Raw genomic sequence first — 19,356 nt, 5'->3', positions numbered from 1 at the left:
TGCACTGCACAATTCGTGTTCGCTTTCATTGCCACAAGCCGATCACCTGCCAATCAGGTAGCCGAGGCCGTGCAGGCCATCAGCGTGGCGCTACCGGAAAGGAGAAGGTTTCATGCGTGATACATCCTGCGACTTCTGCGCTGACGCGCTCAATATTCTGGTCCTGCAAGGCGGCGGTGCCCTTGGCGCCTACCAGATCGGCGTGTTCGAGGCACTGGCAGAGGCCGGCATCCAGCCCGATTGGGTCGTCGGGACCTCGGTCGGTGCCATCAATGGCGCACTGATCGCGGGCAATCCGGATGGCGAGCGCCTCAAGGCCCTCGAAGCGTTCTGGTATGGCATCGCGCAACCGGCCAACAGCCTCGGGCCGGCCTTCCACCCCTGGGAGCGCAGCGTCGCGCGCTCCTCCGCCATGCTGTGGGGTATCCCGGGCTTCTTCCGTCCGCGCCCCCTGTGGACAGTTCCCATCTGGCAGAGCTTCTTCGGCGAACCGCCCAGTCTCTACGACACCGAACCGCTGGGAGACACCCTCAATCGCCTGGTGGACTTCGAGCGCCTCGACGCCCGTCACCCGGAGAACGTGCGGCTATCGGTCGGGGCGGTCAATATCGGCAGCGGCGCATTGCGTTACTTCGATTCGTCACAAGAGGCGCTGGATCACCGCCACATACTGGCCAGTGGTGCCCTGCCGCCGGCATTCCCGCCGGTGTGGATCGACGGTCAGGCCTACTGGGATGGCGGCCTCTACTCCAACACGCCGATCAGCTGGGTGCTGTCGGAGCGCGCGCACAGCGAGACGATCGTCAACTGCTACGTCATCGACCTGTGGAGCGCCTACGGGAAGGTGCCGGAAACCTTGCAGGAAGCCCAGCTACGCGAAAAGGACATCCAGTACTCCAGCCGCGCCGGTGAGCATCTGCATCTGATGGAAGAGAATCAGGCACTGCGCATGGGCCTGGAGCACTTGGCCGACCTGCTGCCGGAAGACCTGCGCCAGTCTCAGGAAATACACGACATTCTGGCCATGACCCAGCAACCGTCCATCAATGTCGTGCGTCTGCTGGCGGCGGCCCGCCCCGACGAGACCTCACTCAAGGATATCGATTTCTCGCGTGCGACCATCGATTCACGTCGTCGCAGCGGCTATGGGGACATGCATGAGGTGCTGAACCGCTGCGAGCAGTTCGATCCCCTGCCGCGCAACATCGGGGTCATCGTCCGCAACTTCACCCGCAACTCGCGGGGTGAGCTGATCAGCCTGTCAGCCCCGGATGTCCCCCCGACGGAGAGCGAAGAGGAGGGTCTGCCGAGCCAGGCCAGCGGCCGCTGAGGCAGCGGCCTCACTCATGTGCCAGCGCCGCGCCGAGCCGCAGGCACTCGTCACGCGTCAGCTCCCGCCAGTCCCCCACCGCGAGTCCGGCGACACTCAGCCCCGCCACCGACTCGCGGTGCAGCCACACCACGCGATTGCCCAGAGTGCGCCACAGTCGCTTGACGTGATGGTGGCGCCCTTCGTGCAGCGTCAGGCGCGCCTCGTCCGCGGCCAGAAACTCGAGCCGCGCGGGCAGCGTCGGCCGAGCGTCATTGGCGAGCAGGACGCCCTGCGCCACCCGCGAGATCGCCTCGGCCTGCGCCGCCTCCGACAGCGGTTGCTCCAGCCCCATGCGGTAGCGCTTGGCGGGCCCATCCAGTCCGGCATCGCTGATGCGTGACGAGACATCACCGTCATTGGTCAGCAGCAAGGCACCGGTCGTGGCGCGATCCAGTCGTCCGACGTGATGGATTTCCTCGAGCCAGCCGTCATCCTCTCCACGTGATTCAAGCGAATCGCGCAGCACATCGATGACGGTGGGATGTTCGGGGTCATGACAGGCCGTCACGACCCCGGCAGGCTTGTTGAGCAGCACATGGCGTGGACGACGTGGCGCCTGCAGGCGTATCTCGCCTGGCGTCGCGTCATTGTCCGCCAGCGTATCGGCTGTCAGCGCGATGGCATCGAAGGGACCGACCTCGTGCAGCGGATCGCGGACCGTCTGGCCATTGATCCGCACACGCCCCGCCGCCAGCGCACGCAACGCCAGGCGGCGATTGAGCTGCGGCTGGCGCGTCAGCCAGCGATCCAGCCGCATGCTTCAGTCCGCCGCCTTGAGCTGGGCTTCCATCTCTTCCAGCGCTTCCTGGGCCTCGAACCATTCGGCTTCGGCGTCCTCGAGACGTCCCTTGATCTCGCCCTGACTGGCCAGCAGCCGGGTCAGTTCGCTCTTGCGGTCCGCCTCATAGAGCGTGGCATCGCCCAGCGCTTCCTCGACCTTGTCCAGCTCCCCCTGCGCCTTGCTCATCTTCTGCTCGGCCTTGTCGCTGAGCTTCTTGAGCGGGCGCAGCTTCTCGCGCAGCTCGGCGGCCTGACGACGCGCTTCCTTGCGGTCCGGCGTGCGCGTGCCCTCGCTGCCAGCCTCGGCATCCTTCTGGGCGCGCGCCTCACGCCGCTCGCCCTCGACCCGCGCCTTGAGCCAGGCACGATAGTCGTCAAGATCGCCATCGAAGGGCGTCACGCGGCCATCGGCGATGCACCAGAATTCATCCACGCAGGCGCGCAGCAGGTGACGGTCGTGGGAGACCAGAATCACGGTGCCTTCGAAGGTCGCCAGCGCATCGGTGAGCGCCTCGCGCATGTCGAGATCCAGGTGGTTGGTCGGCTCATCCAGCAGCAGCAGATTGGGCTTCTGCCACGCGATCAGCGACAGCGCCAGGCGTGCCTTCTCGCCACCGGAGAACGATTCCACCGAAGCGTACACTTCATCCCCATGGAAGCCGAAGCTGCCGAGGAAGGTGCGGATCTCCAGATCCCCGGCCCCCGGCGAGAGACGCAGCACATGATTGAAGGGAGTCGAGGTCAGGTCGAGCCCATCGACCTGGTGCTGGGCGAAGTAGCCGATGGCCAGATGCTCGCCGGCGGTGCGCTGGCCTTCGACCAGAGCCAGTTCACCGGTGAGCGCCTTGATCAGGGTCGACTTGCCCGCGCCGTTGGGGCCGAGCAGGCCGATGCGCTGGCCCGGCAGCAGCGAGAAGCGCACCCCGGACAGCTGCGGCGGCTGACCGGGATAGCCGATCACCGCACGGTCCAGTCCCAGCAGCGGATGGGAGATCTTGTCAGAGCAGGGAATCGTGAAGTGGAACGGCGAATCGGCCTTCACCGCTGCCGTCTCCTCCATGCGCTCCAGCATCTTCAGGCGACTCTGGGCCTGGCGTGCCTTGGTGGCCTTGGCCTTGAAGCGACGCACGAAGTCCTCGATCTCGGCGCGACGCGCCATGGTCTTCTCGTGCTCGGCCTGCTCACGCACCAGGCGCTCGGAACGCGTTCGCTCGAAGCGGCTGTAGTTGCCCTTGTAGACCACCAGCTTGCGACGATCGAAGTGGATGATGTGATCACACACCGCATCGAGGAAGTCACGGTCGTGGGAGATCAGCAGCAGCGCGCCGGGGTAGCGTGCCAGCCATTGTTCCAGCCACAGCAGCGCATCGAGATCCAGGTGGTTGGTCGGCTCATCCAGCAGCAGCAGGTCAGACGGCGTGAAGAGGGTGCGCGCCAGATTGGCCCGCATCCGCCAGCCCCCCGAGAAGGCCGCCAGCGGCTGACTGAGCTGGGCCTGGCGGAAACCGAGCCCGACCAGCAGCTGCTCGGCACGCGCACGCGCGGTGTAGCCATCGAGGGTGTCGAAGTGAGCGTGCAGCTCGGCCTGACGCTGATGCTCGCCGCTTTCTTCGGCGGCGGCCAGAGCCCGCTCCGTCTCGCGCAGCGCGTGATCCCCGTCCATGACGTAGTCGACGATCGGGCGCTCCAGCGCATCGATTTCCTGTGCCATGTGCGCGACCCGCACGCCACCGGCCAGCGAGACGCTGCCGCTGTCGGGGATCAGCTCACCGAGAATCAGCCCGAACAGGCTGGACTTGCCGGCCCCGTTGGGGCCGACGATGCCCGCCTTGTGACCGGCATGCAACGTCAGGTCCGCTTCGTCGATCAGCGGGGCTCCGCCGCGTTGCAGGGCGAGCTGGCGCAGTGCAATCATGACAACCTCGATCAGAAAATCCGGGGGCGTCGGCTCCCGCGCGCAGCATGCATGACCGCCGTGAACCACAGGCATGACCGCCGTGAACCACAGGCTTGACCGCCATGAACCACAGGAAAGCCGACTTGATGGGCGCACATTCTACCGGATTGTGGGACTACGCGCTGTCCCTCTACGCACAGCCTGCTCCTCAGGGCCTGCCCTACGACCAGGAAGATGGCGCAGGGCCGACTGACGTGATGAGTGCCTGTCTGCTGTTGCAGGACGAGGCCGGTCTCGATGTCTGCGAGCTTCTATGGATTCACTGGCTGGCCGCACGCGGTGTGGCGCTGGACGCCTCGCCGTGCCTGATGCTCGGTGAGGTGCGTGACTGGCAACGCGGGATGACCGTGACACTGCGCGAGCGTCGCCGACAGCTCAAGCAGCACCTGATGGAGCCAACCGACACGCGAAGCGCGACCACCACACGCCGGCTGGAAACGCTGTATCAGCAATTGAAAGCCTGTGAACTGTCGGCGGAGCAGGAAGCGCTGGCACGCCTGGAAGCCCTCAGCCCTCCGGCCCATGCTCCCACGTCACCTTTCATGTCATGCCATGACCCCCGACGCGCCTTCCTGCAGTCGCTGCGACAGCTTACCGGTCAGGCGTCGCTCGACGAGGGCGACGACAGCATCGCACGTGCCCTGCACCTGCTGGCCACGAGCCGCGCCGGGCGAAGCTCGTCTCAACCCTAATGGCAGATGCGGAACTTGTACGCGACTGTTAGAGTCCCAGTAGCACCGGAGCATCAGCATGGTCATGCCACGCTGCGTGCCGCATATGCGTTTCGGGCCCGTCTCAGGCCCATCCCATCCTGAAGGAGTTTTCATGAAACAGCTGGTTAGTGCCGTCGCGCTCGGCGCCCTCCTGGTTACCCCGTTCAGCTTTGCCGCCGACGACAGCCTCTCTGACGACCAGGCACAGCTCAGCTACGGCATCGGTGCGACACTGGGCAAGAGCCTGTCTCAGGACATCACTGATCTTGACCTGGATGCCTTCACGCAAGCCGTGCGTGACGTCTATGCCAAGGGCGACATGAAGATGAGCGATCAGGAAATTGCCGATGCGCTCTCGAAGTTCCAGCAGAAGAAGATGGAAGAGCAGCAGCAGATGGCCGAACAGCAGGCGGCCGACAACAAGGCGGCCGGTGACAAGTTCCTCGCCGAGAACGCCAAGCAGGATGGCGTGAAGACCCTGGATTCCGGCCTGCAGTACAAGGTGCTGAAATCCGGTGACGGCGAGAGCCCGGACGCGGAAGACACCGTCAAGGTGAACTATGAAGGCAAGCTGCTGGACGGCACCGTCTTCGACAGCTCCTACCAGCGTGGCGAGCCGGTCAGCTTCAAGGTCAACCAGGTCATCAAGGGCTGGCAGGAAGCGCTGCAGGAAATGAGCGTCGGGGATACCTGGATGCTCTACATCCCGGCCGACCTCGCCTACGGCAAGGCTGGCACTGGCGGCCCGATCGGCCCGAACGAGACGCTGACCTTCAAGGTCGAGCTGCTCGACGTGACCAAGGCAGATGCCGCGAAGTAATCCCTGACACGCGAATGCGCACCGTCAGCCAAGAAAAAGCCGCCCTCAGGGGCGGCTTTTTCATTGTGCAGGAGGCATCCCGCGACGGGACAGGCAGCGTGAAACGGGCCTCCAGGTGAGCGATCTGCCTGTGGATAATTCTGTGGGGAAGCTATTGACCACAGGTTGACAACCGGCCGTGATACATGGCAACTCAGCGGCCGTCAGGGGTGGCGGCAAAGTGAACACTGACTCCCGAAATCGGCAATGTACGCCTTAACTTGTTGATTTTGTTGAAATACAAAAGTCTGCCTTCAAAAACAGCAGGTTGCTGAAAGATGGCGGAATGATTATCCACAATTCTCGTCACAGGCTCTTGCCAACTTGTGGACAATGTGTATTTCCCTCGTGTCCGAGACGCACATGACAGCACGACAAGGAGACGTCAGGGAGCGGTCTCGCTCAGCACGCGAGTCAGGCCGGCCCGAATGCCGGCCGCGCCTGGCGTGAAGGGAATGCGATCGTAGATGCGCCCCTGCGCGGAGACGAGATACAGCGCCGCACCATGATCCACGGTATAGCCCAGCGCGGAATCCGGGGCATCGACACGCCGATGACTGACCCCGTAGCGACGCGCGATCTCGGCCAGTTCGGTATCGCTGCCCGTGACCCCGATGAAACGCGGACCAAAGTGCCCGGCATAGGTGGCAAGACGTGCTGGCGTATCACGCTCAGGGTCCAGAGAGACAAGCACCGGTACCACGCGAGCGGCCGCCGACGCCGGCAACTCGGTCAGCACCTGGCGCAGGGCCGCCAGCGTCATCGGGCAGACATCCGGACATTGGGTATAGCCGAAATAGAGTGCCACCACCGGCGTGGCATCCGGTGGTGCGGCCTCCCCCATGCTGACCTCGGCGAGCCGGAAGTCGCCCCGTGCCGATGTCAACTGGATGGGCCCGCCAAGGCTCGCCCACGCCTGCATGCCGGACACCGGCGCCGACGGTCGGTGAAGGGCCTGCCATGTCACCCCCGCCCCCACCAGTGCCACGACACCCACCACGCCCAGCATCAGCCAGCGCAGGGTCTGCCTGTTCTCCTCCTGCATGCCTGGACTCCTTGTCAGTGGTGGCCTGCCGGTCAGACGCCTCACGCCTCGCCGCGCGCTAGCTGTCTCGCCGGACGCTTCTTTCGTCAGGGGAGAACAGCTGGTTGACCGAGCTTTCGAGCTGCTCCGCTGTGGAGGCAGGCGGATGGCTGTCAAAGTCGAACCAGCTGCCCAGGCGGCCACGTTCAGTGGTCACGATCACCTGTGCTCGCCATGCCATGGTGGCACTGCTGCAGAAACCGAGCTGTCCTTCCCCCGACCAGTGCTGACGTGCCTGCGTCGGCGCATCCCGGGTGGTCAGCAGACTGCGCTTGACCCCCATGTCCATGTGGCGACCGATGAAATCGACCTCCACGCCCTCGGGTGCCACATCTTCAGTGATCACCCGGATACCCAGCGGCGTCAGCGGGCTGATGTCACCATCGAGTGCGAGCGTGATACGCCCGAAGCGCCCCAGCTCGGCACTGCAGGGCGCATGGCTGAGTTCGCAGGACTGGTTGGGGGCGAACCAGGTGACCTTGCCGTTGCTGCCGTCACGTACAAGGTAGTAGTCGATCAGGTAATAGAGCGATACGACGATGGTGAGCAGCGTCACCATGATCAGCAGGTTGAGCAAGGGCGGGCGGGCATTTTCTTCTTCGGCGCGATACATGGCGGTTCCGATGACAATCCGGCAGCACGCCGGAACAGGAGGAGACAGTCGCGTGGCAAACAGGTCGACAGGTTAAGACACATGAATGAATGCGCAGGTGAGCCACTCATGACAAGCTTATCAGGCCCCCCGGTGGGCGCAGCCGCCGAGACATCGTGTCACGTCGAGGCACGAGACGTTCTTGGCCACGACGCCCCATCCGCACCGTGAGCACGCCCAGGAGACAGAATGGCAAGTGTACAACAGGCGCTCGGTCCTCTCTTCCTGCTCATCGTCGCGGGCGCCTTGCTGGGCTGGAAGCGCTTCCCGGGCGAGGGGTTCTGGAGCGAGCTGGAACGCCTCATCTATTACGTGCTGTTCCCTGCCATGCTGATGTCCACCCTGGCGCGCGCTGACATGGCCAGCGTCCCGGTCATCCCTCTGGCCTGCGTGATGCTGGGCTCGATGCTGCTGTTCGCTGCCGCGCTGTGGCTGGGGTGGCGTCATGCCCCCGACTGGCTGAGCCGCCAGCTGGGCGATGCCGCGTCCTTCACCTCACTCTTCCAGGGCAGCATCCGCTTCAACAGCTACGTCGGCGTGGCCGGCGCGGCAGCGCTGCATGGCAGTGCCGGTGCGACCGTCGCGGCGGTGGCGCTGGCCCTGATGGTGCCAGCGGCCAACCTGCTGTGCGTATTGGCGTTCATCGGCGCCGGCACTCTGGGTGACGGCGGACTGCTGCGCTCACTCAAGGCGCTGACCCGCAACCCTCTGGTGCTGGCCTGTCTGGCGGGAACGGCGCTCAATCTCAGCGGCATCGGCCTGCCGGGCTGGAGCGGCGATGCGCTGACATTGCTGGGGCGCGCGGCGTTGCCACTGGGATTGGTGGCGGTAGGCGTGGCGCTGCGACCACGAGTACTGATGAACAGTGGCAGCGTGGCATGGCTGGCGAGTCTGCTGAAGCTGCTGGCGATGCCGGCATTGGTGGTGGGGCTGTGCGCCGGCGTTGGCCTGACTGGCGTGGCACGCGATGTCGCCATCCTGTTTGCCGCGCTGCCCACTGCTACGTCAGCCTACATCCTGGCGCGCCAGCTGGGTGGCAATGCCGAACTGATGGCGGCGCTGATCACCGCGCAGACGCTGCTGGCGATGTTGACCCTGCCCCTGTGGCTGGCGACCTGACGAAGGCTCCGTCGCGGCTCGCGACCTGAGGGCTCTCGGCATGAACCGCACACAAGAAAAAGGGCATCCCAGATGAGGATGCCCAAGACCGTGACTAGCTTGATGAGGAGAAACTCCGCAGCGGGGGCCTGACTCCGCCGCCGCGGATGGGCTTGCGCCCTGCGATGTCTGCCCGGACACCGCACAGACAAGATAATCATTCTCATTTGCTTTTGCAAGCCAAATGCGAAGAATTTCTATTTACGCCGCGCCTTGTGCCTCCTCGCGCGTGAACACTCTCAGTTCCGCGTGCAGCTCGACCGCCAAGGCCGTCATGGCTTCGGCTCGTGCCAGACCATCACGCTCGGCACGATACAGATGCGGGGTCATGGTCAGCAGATCCCGGATCTGCTCATTGCTGGTCAATGAAAGCCCTGCATGCAGATGCTCGACCTCCCCCTCCACCACGAAACCTGCGGCTTCAGCGGCCATCACCCCGGCCTCGCCACGCGCGGGCTTCAGCTCCCGGTAGAGAATTCTGCGCAACGCCAGCAGGTGCTCGGCTCCCGCCTCCAGCAGCACCACATGGCCCCCGGGCTTGAGGACACGAGCGAACTCCTGCCAGACGGGGAAGCCGAAGGCGCAGATCACCACATCCACACAGGCGTCTTCCAACGGCAGTGCCGCGTTGGTGCCCACCAGCCAGGCGGCATCGCGTGACTGCTTCGCTGCCGCCAGCACCGCGTGCTTGGAGATATCCAGTCCCGCCGCCGTCAGCGAGCGCCGCTGCTCATCGGCAGCGCCTGCCAGCTGACGCAGATAGAAGCCTTCCCCACAGCCGGCATCCAGCACGGCCAGCGCACTTGCCTGCCCTGCCAGCGCCAGCACTCGTCGTGCCAGCGCCGAGGCGAGAGGCTGATAGCCGCCGAGGGCGAACAGCCGCTGGCGAGCGCTGACCATCGCCTTGCTGTCGCCGGGGTCCAGACTGCGCTTGCGCTGCACCGGCAGCAGATTGACGTGCCCCTGACGCGCGATATCGAAGCGATGACCATCGGCGCAGCACCAGCTCTGGCCATCTCGCATCAGCCGCTGGGCATCCAGTGGGCAGGTCAGGGTCGTCAGTGGCGTCATGGTCGGCCGGTCAGCCGGCTCAGGGGTGGGCGTCGTCATGGTCATCAGCTCTCGGGACAAGGTGGGAAGAGAAAGGCAAAAGCGGCGGGTCTCAGACGCAAGCGGCCACCCGAAGGCGGCCGCGATGCAGCATCGTGATGATGCCGCCACTGCGCACGAGGCGCGAATCAGTCCTGCTTGACGAAGATCAGGTCCCACACGCCGTGACCGAGGCGCTCGCCGCGCTGCTCGAACTTGGTCAGCGGACGGAAATCCGGACGCGGCACATAGGGGGCGCTCTCGGCCGGAGCCGTGTTGACGAAGCCCGGTGCCTCGGCCATCTCTTCGGCCATGGCCTCGGCGTAGTTCTCCCAGTCGGTGGCCATGTGGAAGTGACCGCCCGGCTTGAGCACACGACGCACCAGCTCGACGAAGGCCGGCTGCACGATGCGACGCTTGTGGTGTTTCTTCTTCGGCCACGGGTCCGGGAAGAACAGCTGGAAGGTATCGGCACACCCCGCCGGCACGCAGTCAGCCAGCACTTCCAATGCATCGTGACGATAGACGCGCAGATTGGTCAGACCCAGCTTGTCGACATCATCCAGCAGCTTGCCGACACCCGGGGCATGCACCTCGATCCCGATGAAGTCGGTGCCCGGATTGGCCTGAGCCTGCTCGCACAGCGACTTGCCCATGCCGAAGCCGACCTCGATCACCAGCGGCGCACGGCGACCGAACAGCGCCTCGAGGTCCAGCTCGCCCTGCTCGTGACGCAGGCCAAGGCGCGGGAAGACCTCTTCGAGCCCGCGGGTCTGGGCCTGTGTCATGCGCCCACCGCGGATCACGTAGCTCTTGATGCCACGCTTGCGGGCGACGGCTTCATCCGCCACGGAAGGGGTCGCTTGCGCGCTTTCGTTCTGCACGCTCTCGTTCTGCACGCTCTCTTGCTGCGCATCGTCAGCAGGAGCAGGAGTGGACGTGTCGTCCTGCGGCTTGGAAGTCTCGTCAGTCATGGGGTCATCTTGGTCTTTGCATGAGCGATGCGCGAGCATCGGATTCGAATAATTCAGGAGGTCAGCCGGTGATCAGGCCGGCACCCGGCGAGGAAGCGCGCGCCGTCAGGCGAGTCGGCATGCGCCCTGCCAGGAAGGCACCACGGCCGGAGATCACGGCCTGGCGCATGGCGTCCGCCATCAGCAGCGGTTGGCGAGCATGGGCGATGGCGCTGTTCATCAGCACGCCATCACAGCCGAGCTCCATCGCGAAGGCCGCCTCGGACGCCGTGCCCAGCCCGGCATCCACCAGCACCGGCACGTTGGCGCGCTCGATGATCAGCGACAGGGTATGCGGGTTGAGGATGCCGAGGCCGGAGCCGATCAGCGAGCCCAGCGGCATGATGGCGCAGCAGCCGATTTCCTCGAGCTGACGGGCGACGATGGGGTCGTCGGAGGTATACACCATCACGTCGAAGCCATCGGCGACCAGCTCCTCGGCGGCCTTGAGGGTCTCGACGATATTGGGATACAGCGTGTCCTGATCGCCCAGCACTTCCAGCTTGACCAGATTGTGGCCATCCAGCAGTTCACGCGCCAGCTTGCAGGTACGCACCGCGTCACGCGCGTTGTAGCAACCGGCGGTATTGGGCAGGAAGGTATAGCGACTGGGCGACAGCACGTCGAGCAGATTCGGCTCATCGGCATTCTGGCCCAGATTGGTGCGACGCACCGCGAAGGTGACCACTTCCGCGCCGGAGGTCTCGATGGCGGAACGGGTCTCATCCATGTCCTTGTACTTGCCGGTGCCGACCAGCAGGCGCGAGGAGAACTCGCGACCGGCGACGACCAGCGGACTGTCACCGGCGACCTGGGTGACGGGGGCGTTAAGCGTCTGGGCAGAACTGTCTGTCATGATGACCTCATCGAGCTGGACGTGAGCGAGCGTGAAGTGAAAGCTATCGACCCTGGCAACGGGACGTTCAACCACCACCGATGGCGTGGACGATCTCGATGCGATCACCGGCCTGCAGAAGGGTGTCGGCGTGAGCGCTACGTGGCACGATGTCCTCGTTGCGCTCGACTGCCAGGCGGCGGCCCTGAAGTCCGAGACTCTCGACCAGAGCGGCGACTGTCATGGCATCCGCCACCACATGATCTTCACCGTTTAGCTGTATCTGCATGCTGTCCTCCCGCGAAAAGAGGCCGCCATTGTAGCGGCTTTACGTGGACAGGCGTAGGCACAACATCGTCGGTACGATATGCCCTCGCCACCTGCCCTCAAGGAATTTTCTCTCTATGCGTCACAACGACTCCCACTCCCGCCACTGGTGGCTGGCCATGGGCCTGGCCGGCATGTCCACCATCGCGCTGGGCGCCTTCGCCAGTCATGGCCTGCGCGGCACTCTGAGCGCGGACATGCTGCGCGTCTTCGAGACCGGCGTGCGCTATCAGATGTGGCACGTGCTGGCGGCGGTCGGCGTGCTGGCCTGGCGCTCGGTGCAGCCCCTGCGCGGACAGATGCTGACGCTGGGGCTGTGGGCGGCCGGGATGCTGCTGTTTTCCGGTTCACTGTATGCGCTGGCCACCACGGCGCGCACCCAGCTGGGCATCATCACGCCCATCGGTGGCTTGCTGCTGATCGCAGGCTGGCTGAGCCTGGCCGTCACCGGCTGGCGTCAGCGCGGCAGCGAGGAAAAGGATGCCAACAAGCTGTAGCGGGGCGATCCCCCCCACCACCTGCCGCTAGTCATCGCGATCCGGCAAGGCATAGGTTGCGGTCACGAGAGCGACCGGGTCCGTGTCGCCATGGCTGAACAGTTCGATCTCGCCCACGGCGAGACGCCGCCCGAGCTTGCGGAGGCGTGCGGTGGCCATCAGATCCCGGTCACCGCGGGCACGGCGCAGGAAATGGATGTTGAGATCACTGGTCACGGCCATCGGCTCCGGGCCGATCTCCCCCAGGATCGCGACATACAGACAGACATCGGCCAACGCCATCATCGCCGGACCGGAGACGCTGCCTCCGGGACGCAGATGCTCGTCCTCGATGGCCAGTCCCATGGTGGCCCAGCCATCCCCCACGGCTTCTATGGTGCCCAGGCGCTGGGGGAAGACATCATCGAGAAAGTCCTCGATGGCAGCAGCGTGCATGACGGGCATGACGTTCTCCTCGACAGGATGACTACGACAGATTGGTGGCACCGACACGCACAGGCGTGGTGACCAGGGATCGCCACACCATCGCGTTTCAGGCGCTGCAGTGGCTGAGCGGGCGCTGATCGTACGGTTGCGCGCTACTGGGGGCAAGGCTAGCGTCAAATGCCGCCTCGGGAAATATGGCATCGCCAGAAAGCACGACGACGGCTCGAGAGCCGCCGTCGTGCATGTCCAAGATCCGCATCCGCAGTGCCACGCTCATGGCGCAGCGCTGACGCTGCCTCAGTGAGCCTGCTGCTTCTTCTCGAGGCGGCGGCGATGCAGTACCGGCTCGGTATAGCCACTCGGCTGCACTCGTCCCTGGAACACCAGCTCGCAGGCAGCCTGGAAGGCGATGGAGCCCTCGAGATCCGCCGTCATCGCCTGATAGCTGGGGTCCGCAGCGTTCTGACGATCCACCACGCCCGCCATGCGCTCCAGCGTGTCCTGCACCTGGGCGTTGTCGACGATGCCATGATGCAGCCAGTTGGCGATGTGCTGGCTGGAGATGCGCAGCGTGGCGCGGTCTTCCATCAGGCCGACATCGTGAATGTCCGGCACCTTGGAGCAACCGGTGCCGTGATCGATCCAGCGCACCACATAGCCGAGAATCCCCTGGGCGTTGTTGTCCAGCTCGGCCTGGATCTCCTCGGCACTCCACTGGGGATCAAGCTCCAGCGGAATGGTCAGCAGGTCATCGAGACTGGCGCGCGGGCGACTGAGCAGGTCATGTTGCACGTCCTTCACCGAGACCTGGTGATAATGCAGCGCATGCAGCACGGCCGCGGTCGGTGACGGGACCCAGGCGGTATTGGCACCGGCGCGGGGATGGCCGATCTTCTGCTCCAGCATCGCCGCCATCAGGTCCGGCATCGCCCACATGCCCTTGCCGATCTGGGCGCGCCCCCGCAGACCGCATTCCAGCCCAATATCCACGTTCCACTTCTCGTAGGCCTGAATCCAGGCCGCCCCCTTCATGTCGCCCTTGCGCAGCATCGGACCAGCTTCCATCGAGGTGTGCATCTCGTCACCGGTGCGATCCAGGAAGCCGGTATTGATGAAGGCCACACGGGAGCTGGCCGCGGCGATGCAGGCCTTGAGGTTGACGGTGGTACGACGCTCCTCGTCCATGATGCCCATCTTGAGCGTGGAGTCCGGCAGGCCCAGCAGCTGCTCGACACGCGAGAACAGCTCGTCAGCGAAGGCGACCTCGGACGGACCGTGCATCTTGGGCTTGACGATGTAGACGGAGCCGGTGCGCGAGTTGCAGATACCGCCACGGCTGTCCTTGTCACCCTTGAGATCGTGCAGCGCGATCAGACTGGTGAAGATGGCATCCATGATGCCTTCCGGCGCCTCGCTGCCATCTTCCAGCAGGATGGCCGGGTTGGTCATCAGATGGCCCACGTTGCGGATCAGCATCAACGAGCGACCATGCAGCACGCGGGTGGTGCCATCGGCGCCGGTGTATTCACGGTCCGCGTTCAGCCTGCGCGTCATCTGGCGACCCTTCTTCTCCAGCGTCTCGGTCAGATCGCCCTTCATCAGGCCCAGCCAGTTGCGATAGACGGCCACCTTGTCGTCGGCATCCACCGCGGCCACCGAGTCCTCGCAGTCCATGATGGTGGAGAGCGCAGCCTCCATGATCAGGTCACTGACGTTGGCGGGGTCGGTCTTGCCGATGGGGTGCTCGGCATCGATCACGAGCTCCGCGTGCAGCCCGTTGTGCGCGAAGATGATCGCGCTTGGCGCGCTTTCGTCGCCGCGATAGCCGAGGAAGCGTTCCGGCGACTTGAGGCTCAGGTCACGTCCGCCGACCCGCACCAGCAGGTGGCCGTCACGAATGGAGTACCCCTCGCTGTCATGGTGCGTACCGCCAGCCAGCGGCGCGATGGTATCCAGCACCTGACGTGCGTAGGCCACCACCTTGGCACCCCGCACCGGGTTGTAGTCCTTGCCGCGCTCGGCGCCATCGTCATCACTGATCGCGTCGGTGCCGTAGAGGGCGTCATAGAGTGAGCCCCAGCGCGCATTGGCGGCGTTCAGGGCGTAACGGGCATTCATCACCGGCACGACCAGCTGCGGTCCTGCCTGTTGGCAGATCTCGCTGTCCACGTTGGCGGTGGTGGCCTCGACACTGGCCGGCTCGTCTTCCAGGTAGCCGATCTCCTTCAGGAAGGCCTTGTAGGCGGGCAGTTCGACCTTGCCGGGATGCTCACGGTGCCACTGGTCGATGCTGGCCTGCAGCTGTTCGCGCGTTTCCAGCAGCTCGCGATTGCGTGGCGCCAGCTCGTGCAGCAACGCATCGACGCCGGACCAGAAGTCGGCCGAGGCGATACCGGAACCGGGCAACGCTTCCTCCTCGATGAAGCGGTGCAGTCCGGCATCAATGGCCAGACGTTCAAGTTGAATGCGATCGGTCATGCGTGTGCTCTCCCTGGAAACGAATATCAACTGACGAACCGTACGTGGAATGAATCATCTGCCGGGCGGTTGTGGATCACTTCACCATACCCGATGCCGTGGCTGGCGGAAGCGGGGCTTTGACCAATGAACAAGAGGCTGAAACCGGATTACCGTGTTCTGGAAATGGCATGACGAATGCTGGCAGTTCGCGACACGCAGCCCTTGTATGAAGAAACACTGTTTTTTCCTATGGCTCACGACAGCTCCAGCCGCTAGCATGGCAGCATTATGGAGATCACCATGCCCGACTTCAGCGCACTGCTCGATTATGGCCCTTTCATTCGTCTGCCTGAGTGTCTGCCCGGTCAGACGACCAGCCCGCTGGCCTGTTACCTGAGCCACTATGGCCTGGATGAACTGCGCAGCGCACATGTCACCGTACATGCCGGACACCTCGATGCTGGCGATTTTCGCCTGTGGGCACAGCTGTGGACTCCCCCGAGTCCGCGCGGCACCATCTTCGTGGTGCATGGATATTTCGATCACCTCGCGCTGTATCGTCACCTGCTGGCCCACCTGCTGAAGCAGGGCTGGCAGGTCGCGCTGTGGGACCTGCCGGGGCATGGCCTGTCCTCCGGCGAGCCGGCTTCCATCGATGACTTCGGTGACTATGTCGGCTGCCTGCAGGCGTTTCAGGAGTACCTGGAAGTCCACGACCTGGCGCCGCATCCCTGGTTCGGGATCGGTCAGAGCACCGGCGGCTCCGTGCTGGCCACCGACGCCCTGATGCGTGGCAGTGACTCGCGCTGGCAGGGAATCGCGCTGCTCGCCCCGCTGGTCCGCCCCTGGGGGTGGCCGCAGTCCCGCTGGCTGCATAGCATGGCGCGCCCCTTCATCGACTCCATTCCGCGCAAGTACCGCGCGAATACCAATGACGCGGCGTTCTACGAGTTCCTGAGCACCAACGACCCGCTTCAGGCGGATCGACTCGCCGTGAAGTGGGTCTCGGCCATGCGCGCCTGGATTCCACGCCTGCAGGCCCTCCCGCCCTGCTCGCTACCCACCCTGATACTGCAGGGCGAACAGGACACCACGGTGGACTGGCAGTGGAATCTCGACGTGCTGGCCAGCAAGTTCCCCAACGCGCGGATTCATCGCCACCCCGAGGCGCAGCATCATCTGGTCAATGAGGCCGAGCCGATTCGCACGGCCTTGTTCGCCGAGCTGGATGCCTTCCTCGATGCGCTGTCGCCGCGCCCGGAACTTGAGGTCCCTGATGACAGGGGAGGCGCCCCGGCATGTCACGAATGAGTCGCGGGCTGCAAACATTGGCGAGCCTGATGTTGATCACCGGTCTGACCGGCTGCATGGGACTGGATCAGGTGCCACGCGCGGAGCGCGACCCCATCTACGGCCTGGGCCAGAGTGCTGCCCGCCTGCTGGATGAGCAGAGCTGGACCCCGCCACTGGGCGAGCAGGTCCTGCTGCTGGCACCTCCTGAAGTGGATACCAGTCTCGAGGTGCAGCCCGGCGCACTCAATGAAGCGCTGACACGTGCCCTGCTGGCGCTCAAGGATGGCCCGCAGGTGCTCAACTGGAGCAACGATCGCCCCGGCATCGACAGCCTGCAATGGCGCCTCGTGGCACGCCTGGATACCAGCGGTGGCCCCCTGAGGCTCTCCGACCGCACCCTGCAGCCCTACCAGCTGACACTGGAGCTGGTGCGCCGTCTCAGCGCGGAGCGCCAGCAGACCCGGACATTCACGCTCAGCGGCGCCTTCGATCAGGCGGCGCTTGACGCCCTTGCCAGTGCGCGACCTGCCTCCTGAGCGCCCACTGTCTCCTCGACTCACTCTCTGACGCCGCATGGCCACCTCCTGCCTCCCGGCGTCATCCGTTACCGCCTCTGGAGCCAAGATGACTACCGCCACTCCCCGCCGTTTCCTGGCCCACCTTTATCAGGAGGGACCGCACAACCCGTTCCCCGGCATCAAGGCGCTGGAACGCAGACTGGGGCATGCGCTGCCGCATCAGTACGGCTCCAATGAAGGGCTCGACATGCCCCACGCGGTACTCGGCGGCGAGCTGGGCCATGCCCTGGCAGACCTGAGCCGCAGCTACGCGGACGCCGATGCCTGGCAACTGCGCCATCAACTGGCCGAGCGCCTGGGCGTCGCCTACGAGACGCTGCTGGTCGACGCCGGCGCCGACAGCCTGCTGGCGCTGGTGATGCGCGCCACCATCTGTGCGGGAGAGCGCGTGATCACCAGTGCCGGCACCTACCCCACACTGGCGTACTTTGCGCGCGGTCTCGGTGCTGAGGTCATTGAAGTGCCATATACCGAAGCCCATGCCTCTGATGATGCCCTCCATTTCGCCCAGCTGGCACCGGATCTCGCCGCACTCGCTGCGGCGGCAAGTCAGCATGCGGCCCGTGTCGTCTATCTCGCCAACCCGGACAACCCCAGCGGGCACCTGCACTCGGATGAGGATGTCCGAGCACTGCGTGATGCGCTCCCAGCGGACTGCAGCCTGCTGCTGGACGAGGCCTATCACGACTTCCGCCCCGATGCGGCGCAGGCCGACAATGCCCCGATGGCTCGTACCTTCCGGCTGCGCACCTTCTCCAAGGCTTATGGACTGGCGGGCCTGCGTCTCGGCTTCATGATCGCCGAGCGTGAGGATCTCGCCCTTCTGACCAAGGTTCGGATCCACTATGCCGTCAGCGCGCCGGCACTGGCAGCCGGCGAGCTGCTGCTGGAGCATCCCGAAGAAGCCGCGACTCACGTCGCCGCGGTCATCCAGTGTCGTGATCAGCTTGCCGAGCACCTACGCTCGCTGGGGGCTGACGTCCTCCCCAGTGCCACCAACTTCCTCTGCGTGCGCCTCAAGAGCGCCGAGCGGGCCGCTCAGGTTCAGCAGCAACTGATGGCGCAGGGCGTGCTGATCACCCGCTCCCCTCACCCGGCGCTCGGCCATATCCTGCGCATCTCGACCCTGGAGGACAGCCTGGTGCCGGGTCGACTGGCGCGTCTCGAGCAGGCCATCGTCGAAGAGAATCGCGCATGAGTGCCGGCCGATGAGCCTGACCAGCATCGTGCTCCGCAGCGTCACCAGCCTTGCCTTGCTGGGGGCGAGCCTGTGGCTGATGCCTGCCCTGTGGTTCCGCCTGCCGGGACCGGAGGGGCTTCGCGCGACACTGGCCGTCCTCGCGGGTGCGCTGAGCCTCATCTGTGTCATTGCGCTGTGGTGGCCGCAACTCCATGCGATTCGCTGGCGACTGACGGGCAGCTACCTGATGCTGTTGGTCGCCAGCCTCGGCTGGTGGAACAGCATCACCCCGCGGGCGGACCGCGACTGGGCACCGGAGGTCGAACATCTGGTCGAGGGGAGCGTCAGCCAAGATGACATCCTGCACCTCGAACAGGTGCGCAACTTCGAGTGGCGCACGCCTGAGGATTACACGCCGCGCTGGGAGAGTCGGGACTATCCTCTGGATCAACTGACCTCGGTGGATCTGTTGACCAGTCACTGGATGGGGCCGCAGATCGCTCATACGCTGGTCAGCTTCGGTTTCGCCGATGGACGCCATCTGGCCTTCTCGGTGGAAATCCGCAAGGAGCGTGACGAAGCCTTCTCGACACTGGGCGGGATGTTCAAGGAGTACGAACTGGCGGTGATCGCCGCTGACGAGCGCGACATCATCCGCGTGCGCAGCAACGTGCGCGGGGAGCAGGTGCATCTCTATCGGGTGCAGATGCCGCGCGAACTGATCCGCGAATTGCTGCTGGCCTACGTCGACGAAGCCGAGACATTGCGCACTCAGCCACGCTTCTACAACACCGCCACCAGCAACTGCACCACCCTCGTCTACGCAATGATGACGCGCCTCACCGACGGCCTGCCGCTGGACTATCGACTGCTGCTCTCCGGCTATCTGCCGGAATATGTCGCGGACCAGGATGCCCTCAGTGACGCCGCGCCCTTCGCCGAGCTCAAGGCCAGAAGTCTGATCAACCCTGCCGCCATCGCCGCCGACGAGCACCCGGACGGCGACTTCTCGCGCCTGATCCGTGAGGGCATCCCCGGCGCGGACAGCCCGTCCTTCTGAACGGGCGACGCGGCCCAACAGGC

19 protein-coding genes are annotated in these 19,356 nt (G+C 64.9%); 9 read left to right on the top strand and 10 right to left on the bottom strand.

The annotated features are described in order from the left end of the window. Positions 1-112: 112 nt before the first annotated feature. On the top strand, positions 113-1,330 hold the full coding sequence (locus QD172_RS11160; RefSeq protein WP_279855781.1) for a patatin-like phospholipase family protein: 1,218 nt from the start codon (positions 113-115) through the stop codon (positions 1,328-1,330). A gap of 10 nt (positions 1,331-1,340) precedes the next feature. On the opposite strand, the gene QD172_RS11155 is transcribed toward QD172_RS11160, so the two are convergent. Continuing rightward, positions 1,341-2,129: a pseudouridine synthase gene (locus tag QD172_RS11155; protein ID WP_279855780.1), complete on the bottom strand. Its 789-nt coding sequence runs from the start codon at positions 2,127-2,129 to the stop codon at positions 1,341-1,343. 3 nt (positions 2,130-2,132) lie between these two features. Continuing rightward, entirely contained in the window at positions 2,133-4,067 is a 1,935-nt protein-coding gene (locus tag QD172_RS11150; RefSeq protein ID WP_084209506.1) for an ATP-binding cassette domain-containing protein, read from the bottom strand. Positions 4,068-4,195: 128 nt separating this feature from the next. Between QD172_RS11150 and QD172_RS11145 the strand changes: the two genes are divergently transcribed. Further along, on the top strand, positions 4,196-4,801 hold the full coding sequence (locus tag QD172_RS11145; RefSeq protein WP_279855779.1) for a TIGR02444 family protein: 606 nt from the start codon (positions 4,196-4,198) through the stop codon (positions 4,799-4,801). A gap of 133 nt (positions 4,802-4,934) precedes the next feature. After that, a complete protein-coding gene (locus tag QD172_RS11140; protein WP_077379579.1) occupies positions 4,935-5,642 on the top strand; it encodes an FKBP-type peptidyl-prolyl cis-trans isomerase in 708 nt (235 codons plus the stop codon). A 424-nt stretch (positions 5,643-6,066) separates the two neighbouring features. Here QD172_RS11140 and QD172_RS11135 read toward each other — a convergent pair whose 3' ends face one another. Together QD172_RS11135 and QD172_RS11130 are read right to left on the bottom strand one after the other, a co-directional pair. Further along, positions 6,067-6,726: an SCO family protein gene (locus tag QD172_RS11135; RefSeq protein WP_176493802.1), complete on the bottom strand. Its 660-nt coding sequence runs from the start codon at positions 6,724-6,726 to the stop codon at positions 6,067-6,069. Positions 6,727-6,784: 58 nt separating this feature from the next. After that, a complete protein-coding gene (locus QD172_RS11130) occupies positions 6,785-7,378 on the bottom strand; it encodes a hypothetical protein (protein ID WP_077379583.1) in 594 nt (197 codons plus the stop codon). 228 nt (positions 7,379-7,606) lie between these two features. Between QD172_RS11130 and QD172_RS11125 the strand changes: the two genes are divergently transcribed. Beyond that, the gene (locus QD172_RS11125; RefSeq protein WP_077379585.1) at positions 7,607-8,536 is read left to right on the top strand and encodes an AEC family transporter; all 930 of its coding nucleotides are present in this window, start codon (positions 7,607-7,609) and stop codon (positions 8,534-8,536) included. Positions 8,537-8,776: 240 nt separating this feature from the next. Here the strand turns inward: QD172_RS11125 and QD172_RS11120 are convergent, their stop codons facing one another. The 4 genes from QD172_RS11120 to thiS all read right to left on the bottom strand — a co-directional run bounded on the left by QD172_RS11120 (position 8,777) and on the right by thiS (position 11,801). Beyond that, complete coding sequence (locus QD172_RS11120; RefSeq protein WP_240704346.1) at positions 8,777-9,685, bottom strand: putative RNA methyltransferase; 909 nt, start codon at positions 9,683-9,685, stop codon at positions 8,777-8,779. Positions 9,686-9,813: 128 nt separating this feature from the next. Then, positions 9,814-10,638: a tRNA (guanosine(46)-N7)-methyltransferase TrmB gene (gene trmB, locus QD172_RS11115; protein ID WP_279855778.1), complete on the bottom strand. Its 825-nt coding sequence runs from the start codon at positions 10,636-10,638 to the stop codon at positions 9,814-9,816. Between the two features lie 61 nt (positions 10,639-10,699). Beyond that, positions 10,700-11,533: a thiazole synthase gene (locus tag QD172_RS11110; protein ID WP_077379589.1), complete on the bottom strand. Its 834-nt coding sequence runs from the start codon at positions 11,531-11,533 to the stop codon at positions 10,700-10,702. 67 nt (positions 11,534-11,600) lie between these two features. Beyond that, complete coding sequence (gene thiS / locus QD172_RS11105; protein ID WP_077379591.1) at positions 11,601-11,801, bottom strand: sulfur carrier protein ThiS; 201 nt, start codon at positions 11,799-11,801, stop codon at positions 11,601-11,603. 115 nt (positions 11,802-11,916) lie between these two features. Between thiS and QD172_RS11100 the strand changes: the two genes are divergently transcribed. After that, positions 11,917-12,336 (top strand): DUF423 domain-containing protein, encoded by a 420-nt coding sequence (locus QD172_RS11100; RefSeq protein ID WP_084209510.1) that lies wholly within the window; start codon positions 11,917-11,919, stop codon positions 12,334-12,336. A gap of 27 nt (positions 12,337-12,363) precedes the next feature. Here QD172_RS11100 and QD172_RS11095 read toward each other — a convergent pair whose 3' ends face one another. Both QD172_RS11095 and QD172_RS11090 read right to left on the bottom strand, forming a co-directional pair. Continuing rightward, on the bottom strand, positions 12,364-12,780 hold the full coding sequence (locus tag QD172_RS11095) for a PaaI family thioesterase (RefSeq protein WP_077379595.1): 417 nt from the start codon (positions 12,778-12,780) through the stop codon (positions 12,364-12,366). A 279-nt stretch (positions 12,781-13,059) separates the two neighbouring features. After that, positions 13,060-15,240 (bottom strand): malate synthase G, encoded by a 2,181-nt coding sequence (locus QD172_RS11090; protein WP_279855776.1) that lies wholly within the window; start codon positions 15,238-15,240, stop codon positions 13,060-13,062. A gap of 282 nt (positions 15,241-15,522) precedes the next feature. On the opposite strand from QD172_RS11090, the gene QD172_RS11085 reads away from it, so the two are divergent. From QD172_RS11085 to QD172_RS11070, 4 genes are all read left to right on the top strand, one after another. Beyond that, positions 15,523-16,533 (top strand): alpha/beta hydrolase, encoded by a 1,011-nt coding sequence (locus tag QD172_RS11085; protein ID WP_279855774.1) that lies wholly within the window; start codon positions 15,523-15,525, stop codon positions 16,531-16,533. After that, the gene (locus QD172_RS11080) at positions 16,521-17,051 is read left to right on the top strand and encodes a hypothetical protein (RefSeq protein WP_279855773.1); all 531 of its coding nucleotides are present in this window, start codon (positions 16,521-16,523) and stop codon (positions 17,049-17,051) included. The genes QD172_RS11085 and QD172_RS11080 overlap by 13 nt, the downstream gene beginning before the upstream one ends. A gap of 88 nt (positions 17,052-17,139) precedes the next feature. Then, the gene (locus tag QD172_RS11075) at positions 17,140-18,291 is read left to right on the top strand and encodes a histidinol-phosphate transaminase (RefSeq protein WP_191236444.1); all 1,152 of its coding nucleotides are present in this window, start codon (positions 17,140-17,142) and stop codon (positions 18,289-18,291) included. Between the two features lie 10 nt (positions 18,292-18,301). After that, a complete protein-coding gene (locus tag QD172_RS11070; protein WP_279855772.1) occupies positions 18,302-19,333 on the top strand; it encodes a DUF4105 domain-containing protein in 1,032 nt (343 codons plus the stop codon). Positions 19,334-19,356 lie beyond the last annotated feature (23 nt).

Origin of the sequence: Cobetia sp. 10Alg 146, from assembly GCF_029846385.1 — a bacterium.
In the GTDB taxonomy this organism is placed as follows: domain Bacteria; phylum Pseudomonadota; class Gammaproteobacteria; order Pseudomonadales; family Halomonadaceae; genus Cobetia; species Cobetia marina.
The sequence above is the reverse complement of the archived record's forward strand: the minus strand, read 5'-3'. Positions and strand labels throughout refer to the sequence as shown.